At 33.0% G+C, this 6011-nt stretch carries 3 protein-coding genes; all 3 read left to right on the top strand.

Translation table 11 applies throughout. The features are described 5' to 3' along the window. Positions 1-311 precede the first annotated feature (311 nt). Complete coding sequence (locus tag ACHZC3_RS00605) at positions 312-2246, top strand: ATP-binding protein (RefSeq protein ID WP_394757942.1); 1935 nt, start codon at positions 312-314, stop codon at positions 2244-2246. A 2-nt stretch (positions 2247-2248) separates the two neighbouring features. Then, complete coding sequence (locus ACHZC3_RS00600; protein WP_394757941.1) at positions 2249-2863, top strand: response regulator; 615 nt, start codon at positions 2249-2251, stop codon at positions 2861-2863. Between the two features lie 106 nt (positions 2864-2969). After that, the coding region (gene dnaE, locus ACHZC3_RS00595) for a DNA polymerase III subunit alpha (RefSeq protein ID WP_394757940.1) at positions 2970-6011 on the top strand (3042 nt) is incomplete at its 3' end.

Below are 6011 nucleotides of genomic sequence, written 5' to 3'. Positions count from 1 at the left end.
CGCAATGTAATCTATTTGACCAATAGAGTAACTGGTACTTCCGCCAGTTCCTGTAGCATTTCCGCCCGATGCTAGTGTGGCTTGTTGCGCTTGAATTTTGTTGAAACCAATAAGTAATACCAGCATCAAGAGTAATTGTGTTTTTTTCATATTATTCATTATTAAGGTGTTATCGTTTTAATAATGTAAAATTAGCGGATAGAAAAAAGCCTACTCTACTGTATAATAATGATTTATAATATCCTACTTTTATAGGAGATAAGAAAAAGGAACTTGTGGTTAACTTTGTCTAACTATTCAAATAATAAATTATGAAAAAAAGAATTTTGATCTTAACAGTATTTGCTTTTTATTCTTCTGGAATGTTTTCTCAATCTAAATTAGATAGCATGTTGAGAAAGTTGCCTGTTATGAAAGAAGACACAAGCAAAATAAAGCTTTTGTTTGCTATTGAAGATGAATATTTAAAAACGAATCCCGACTCTACATTATATTATTTGAATATTAGTGATAAATTGATTAAAAAATTAAAGGCTTCAAAATACGATTATGATTATAATTTTGAACTAGTTAAAGTTTTCCACGCCAAATCTGATTATAATAAAGCTTTGAAATACACATTAAGGTCAAATCAAATTGCAAAAAACAATCGTAATATGCTTCAAGAAGCTGAATCGTATCGTACATTATTTTCGCTATATCAAAATTTAGGTAAGACAGATTTAGCTATAAAATATGCTCTTTATTCTTTGAAGTTTAGCAAATCTGTCGGAGATACACTCAATTTATCCATTAATTATGGAAACCTATCAAGGTTATACTTTGAATTAAATCAATTTAAAAAAGCTATTCATTATGGAGAGAAAGGAATTGAATCAGGCAAAAAATATAAAAACATAAAAGGATTGTTAATATGCATAAATAATACAGCCTTGACATATATGAATATGAATGAAAATGCAAAAGCAGAAAAATTATTTAAAAGTCAATTAGCTATTGCTAATAAAGAAAATTTTCCCAGATCTTCATCAAAAGCATTAATAAATCTATGTTCAATATATATTCAAACTGCTGATAAAGAAAAGCTGAAAAAATCTATAGCAGAATTAAATATTATTGCATCAGAAAACAATTCAGTTTTAAGTACCGCTGACAGAAATGTTATTGTAAGATTGAATGCTCATTATCATATTTTTAATGATAATTTTAAACAAGCAGATCTTGAATTGAATAATGGAATAGAGATGGCCATAAATGATAGTTTGCAGGGGCAATTATTGAATTTATATTACCTAAAAACAAATTTGAAATATGCGGAACATAAATATTATGAAGCTGAAAGATATGGATCAAAATATGATTCAGTAAATATTATGATTAATGATGAAGAAATGTCGAAATTTTCACTTGATTTAGAAGAGAAGTATAAAGTTGAAAAGAAAGATAAAGAAATTTTACTACTTGAAAAAAAACAAATCAAACAAAGAACATTCATTTATTCATTAGCAGCTGTAGTGATTGGATTACTAATTTTTAGTTTTTTACTGTACAAAAATTACAGAGCCAGAAAAAAAATTAACGATCAAGAAATCATACAATTACATCAAGAAAAAAAGATTGATGCGACACAAAATATGATACAAGGCGAAGAGCAAGAACGAACGCGGCTGGCGCGTGACTTGCACGATGGATTGGGCGGAATTCTAACAGGTGTAAAATTTCAATTGAATAGTATGAAAGGAAACGTAATTTTATCAGAAGAAAATGCGGGTACATTTACCAAAAGCATTTCTCAAATAGACAATGCCATTGCCGAAATGCGCCGTGTAGCGCACAATATGATGCCGGAAGCTTTATTAAAATTTGGACTAGAGGAAACCCTAAGAAGCTATTGTGAATCGGTTTCTCAGAATTCAGAATTAACAGTTTCTTATCAAAGTTTCGGAATGGAAGAACGATTGGAACAAACCACCGAAATTGTATTATATAGAATTGTTCAAGAATTACTAAACAATACCATAAAACACGCCAAGGCTACAAAATCCAATATTCAATTATCTAGGAATGGCAATATAATTTCGTTAACTGTCGAAGATAATGGAAAAGGTTTTGATGTAAATGCGATAAAGAAAAACGGAATTGGTTTGTCAAACATCAACCACAGAGTGGAATACCTTAACGGAAAAATAGACATACAATCTGACAGCAAAGGAACATCAACTCACATTGAATTTGAAATAACATAAAAATGAAGCACAAACTTTTTATAGTCGATGATCACCCAATGGTAATTGAAGGATTCAAAGCATTGCTTAGCCAAAATGAAGAAATTATTATTGTTGGCAGTGCCGAAAATGCTTTTCAAGCCATTGATTTTCTCAAAAAAAATGAAGTGGATATTGCTTTTCTCGACATCAATTTACCCGATATTAGCGGTATCGATCTGTGCAAAAAAATCAGAACCGAATTTCCTACTATTCAATGCTTGGCATTGAGCACTTTCAACGATCGAAATTACGTTTCTAAAATGATAGAAAACGGTGCAAGTGGCTATTTATTAAAAAATTCGTCCAAAGAAGAAATAATGCAAGCCATAGAAGCAGTTTCCAAAGGCAATATGTTTTTTAATGTCGATTATCAAAAACAAAATACTTCAAAATACGACCAAAAACCCATTTTAACCCGAAGGGAACTTGAGGTTTTAAAAGAAATTGCTGAAGGATTAACCAACCAACAAATTGCCGATAAACTTTTTATTAGCATCACGACCGTGAGCACACATCGTCAAAATTTGATGCTTAAGTTAGAGACAAGCAACACCGCTTTATTGATTAAAATGGCTGTAAAATATGAGTTGATTTAATATTTTTGTTAATAACTAAAATTGACATTCAACCGCATAAAATGTATTTTTGTCTTTATCTAAAATAAGCTTACGGTTTATAGCCTAAAGCCTAAAGCTCAACAAAATGTATTTAATTTTTGATACCGAAACCACCGGATTACCACGAAGTTGGTCAGCACCAATAACGGATACTGACAACTGGCCTCGTTGTATCCAAATCGCATGGCAACTTCATGACGAGATGGGGAATCTTATTGAGCATCAAGATTATTTGGTAAAACCTGATGGATTTAATATTCCTTATGATGCAGAGCGTATTCACGGGATTTCTACAGAATTGGCAATAGAACAAGGAATTCCTTTGCAGGAAGTTTTAGAAAAATTTAATATTGCATTATCAAAAACTAAATTTATAGTTGGACAAAACGTAGGATTCGATGTCAATATTATGGGTTGCGAATTTCATCGTGCCAATATTGGTTCCGATATGGTCAAAATGCCAGTTCTGGACACTTGTACCGAAGTTACCGCATCACTATTAAAATTACCTGGAGGTCGTGGCGGAAGATTCAAATTACCAACATTAACAGAACTTCATCAATATTTGTTTAAAGTCCCATTTTCGGAAGCACACAATGCTACTGCCGATGTTGAAGCAACGACTCGTTGTTTTTTAGAATTAATAAAAAGAGAAGTTTTTACCAAAGAAGAACTTGATGTTGAAGCCAATTATTTTCACGAATTTCAGAGTAAAAATCAAGGAGAAATTCAGCTTATAGGTCTAAAACACATAAATCTTAAAGTAGCTTCTGCCGAAATAGCTAAACGTTTTCAACAAGCTGAAAAAGTTGAGACGAAAACACCCATTTCAATCGAAATTACTCAGGATTTAGCAAATGCAAAGTTTGCGCATTTGCACAATCACACTCAGTTTTCGGTTTTACAATCTACAATTTCTGTGGCGAAACTCGTTGCTGCTGCTGCAAAAAATAAAATGTCGGCCGTTGCCATGACCGATCATGCCAATTTGATGGGTGCTTTTCATTTTGTTCGAGATGTTTTGAATCAAAATAAAACTGCCGCTACAAAAAATGCCACTGCAATAGAAAATGGGGAAGAAGCCACTGAGGTTGAAATGAAACCCATCGTAGGTTGCGAATTTTTTGTTTGCGACAATCACAAAGACAAAACCAAAAAAGACAATGGTTACCAAGTTGTTTTCTTAGCAAAAAACAAAAAAGGTTATCATAATTTAGCCAAAATGTCTTCTATTGCTTATACAGAAGGATTTTATTATGTGCCCAGAATCGATAGAAACGTAATCGAACAATATAAGGAAGATGTTATTGTTTTATCAGGAAACCTGTATGGAGAAATTCCTAGTAAAGTTTTAAATCTTGGAGAAAACCAAGCTGAAGAAGCTTTGATTTGGTGGAAATCGCAATTTGGAAATGATTTTTATCTCGAATTGATGCGTCACAATCAAGAAGACGAAAACCGTGTCAATCAAACCTTAATATCCTTTGCAAAAAAGCATGCAGTAAAACTCATTGCAACTAACAATACTTTTTATATTTCTAAAGATGATGCTAATGCGCATGATATTTTATTATGTGTCAAAGAAGGTGAGAAGCAAGCCACACCAATAGGTCGTGGTCGTGGATATCGTTTCGGTTTACCCAATCAGGAATATTATTTCAAATCGGGAGAAGAAATGAAAGAATTGTTTTCTGATTTGCCCGAAGCCATTGTCAATATTCAAGAAATTGTAGATAAAATAGAAATTTACTCCTTATATCGAGATGTCTTATTGCCAAAATTTGAAATTCCATCTGAGTATTTAGTTTCAGAAGACGAAACTGATGGTGGTGTTCGAGGAGAAAATAAATATTTGCATTATCTTACTTATGAAGGTGCCAAAAGAAGATATCCAGAAATTACACCAGAAATACAAGAGCGAATAGATTTTGAATTATTAACGATTCAAAATTCTGGTTATCCAGGTTATTTCCTAATCGTGCAAGATTTTATTGCAGAAGCTAGAAAAATGGATGTCTCTGTTGGTCCAGGACGTGGTTCTGCAGCAGGTTCTGTAGTGGCGTATTGTTTGGGAATTACCAATATTGATCCTCTTTTATACAATTTGCTTTTCGAAAGATTCTTAAATCCTGATCGTGTGTCGCTTCCCGATATCGATATCGATTTTGATGACGAAGGAAGAAGTAAAGTCATGGATTATGTAATTGAAAAATATGGAAAAAAACAAGTTGCCCAAATTATTACTTACGGAACTATGGCTGCCAAATCAGCTATTCGTGATACCGCCAGAGTATTAGATTTACCTCTTTTTGAAGCAGATAAAATTGCCAAATTATTACCCGGAATGTTGCCTGGAAAATGGAATTTGGCTCGTTTTATGAACGATACCGAAGCCGAAATCCGAAAAGTTTTGCGTCCAGAGGATTTCGACCGAATGAAAGAATTAATTGTACTTTCTAAAGAAGAAGATTTGGGTGGAGAAACCATTCAACAAGCACAAATTCTGGAAGGAAATTTACGTAACACAGGAATTCATGCCTGTGGAGTAATTATTACTCCAAGTGATATTACCAATTTTGTTCCTGTAACCACTGCGAAAGATTCCGATTTATATGTAACTCAATTTGACAACTCCGTTGCCGAAAGTGCAGGATTGTTAAAAATGGATTTCTTGGGACTAAAAACCCTAACCTTAATAAAAGATACTGTAAAACTCGTAAAATACAGAACAGGAAAAGTACTCGATCCAGATACCTTTCCTATTGATGATGTAAAAACGTATGAACTTTTTCAACGTGGTGAAACGGTTGGAATTTTTCAGTATGAAAGTGCGGGAATGCAAAAGTATATGAAGGAACTGAAGCCTACAGTTTTTAACGATTTAATTGCCATGAACGCCTTATATCGTCCAGGACCTATTGCTTATATACCAAGTTTTATTAAGAGAAAAAATGGCGAAGAACCTATAGAATATGACCTTGAAGCTTGCGAAGAACTGCTAAAAGATACTTACGGAATTACAGTTTACCAAGAACAAGTAATGCTTTTGTCACAAAGATTAGCCGATTTCTCTAAAGGTGATGCCGACGTTTTGCGTAAAGCCATGGGGAAAAAGCAACGTGATGTC

It is taken from the genome of Flavobacterium sp. (assembly GCF_043720215.1).
In the GTDB taxonomy this organism is placed as follows: domain Bacteria; phylum Bacteroidota; class Bacteroidia; order Flavobacteriales; family Flavobacteriaceae; genus Flavobacterium.
The sequence above is the reverse complement of the archived record's forward strand: the minus strand, read 5'-3'. Positions and strand labels throughout refer to the sequence as shown.